Here is a 542-nt window from a genome sequence, read left to right on the forward strand (position 1 = left end):
AATTTGAGAGACTCACGAACAACTTTCGTTGTTCTGTGTTTCAATTTTCAGCTTGATCCAGATTTTTAAAGAGCAAAACTTCGCAGTGAACCCTTTCAGGTACACTCTGAAGTATTTTTTCGTAAACACTCACGAGATGGTGGAGCTATGCGGGATCGAACCGCAGACCTCCTGCGTGCAAAGCAGGCGCTCTCCCAGCTGAGCTATAGCCCCATCGTGTAGTCAGAACCTCTTACCTTTGATTCGTTTCCGGGCGCGGCGTGGTGAAGCGAAGCATACTGAAGTATGCGAGCTTTGCCACAACAAAGCACGGGAGCGAATCTGGTAGGCCTGAGTGGACTTGAACCACCGACCTCACCCTTATCAGGGGTGCGCTCTAACCACCTGAGCTACAAGCCTGTAGAGGTTTTACTGCTCGTTTTTCATCAGACAATCTGTGTGAGCACTGCAAAGAACAGTTCTTTAAGGTAAGGAGGTGATCCAACCGCAGGTTCCCCTACGGTTACCTTGTTACGACTTCACCCCAGTCATGAATCACAAAG

General features: G+C 48.9%; 2 tRNA genes and 1 rRNA gene. All 3 read right to left on the reverse strand.

Annotated elements, in window-relative coordinates:
- Positions 1 to 137: 137 nt before the first annotated feature.
- Positions 138 to 213: transfer RNA gene (locus tag NA389_RS21925), tRNA-Ala, on the reverse strand.
- Positions 214 to 322: 109 nt separating this feature from the next.
- Positions 323 to 399 (reverse strand) — tRNA-Ile (locus NA389_RS21930).
- Between the two features lie 69 nt (positions 400 to 468).
- Positions 469 to 542 (reverse strand): 16S ribosomal RNA (locus tag NA389_RS21935); the annotation flags it as partial.

This window comes from Salmonella sp. NW645, from assembly GCF_051703725.1.
In the GTDB taxonomy this organism is placed as follows: Bacteria; Pseudomonadota; Gammaproteobacteria; order Enterobacterales; family Enterobacteriaceae; genus Salmonella; species Salmonella enterica.